Origin of the sequence: Mesorhizobium sp. M4B.F.Ca.ET.143.01.1.1 (genome assembly GCF_004792275.1) — a bacterium.
GTDB classification, from domain to species: Bacteria; Pseudomonadota; Alphaproteobacteria; order Rhizobiales; family Rhizobiaceae; genus Mesorhizobium; species Mesorhizobium abyssinicae.
The window spans coordinates 1-296 of sequence record NZ_SRSR01000308.1; the positions used below are offsets into that span (position 1 = coordinate 1).

Here is a 296-nt window from a genome sequence, read left to right on the forward strand (position 1 = left end):
GGCGCGGCGGCGACACCAATGGCGCGGCGATGCGCGTCGGGCCGGCCGGCATCATGATGCCGCCGGAGCCGCTTGACGCACTGGTCGCCAAGGTGGCGGAAACCTGCCGGGCCACGCACAACACATCTATCGCTATTGCCTCCGCTGCGGCGGTCGCCGCCGCAGTCAGCCGCGGTGTCTCGGGTGGCGACTGGCGCGCCGCTTCCGGCCACGCGGCAGCAGCGGCGCGACTGGGTGCCACGGTCGGCCATTGGGTCACCGGCGGCGACATTGCCGCGCGCATCCTCTGGGCGCAG

The 296-nt window shown here is 73.6% G+C and carries 1 protein-coding gene; it reads left to right on the forward strand.

Features of this window, described 5'->3' with window-relative positions; all coding sequences use genetic code 11:
* Positions 1-296, forward strand: a 296-nt coding sequence (locus tag EN786_RS37115; protein ID WP_189524402.1) for an ADP-ribosylglycohydrolase family protein, incomplete at both ends; no start/stop codon positions are given.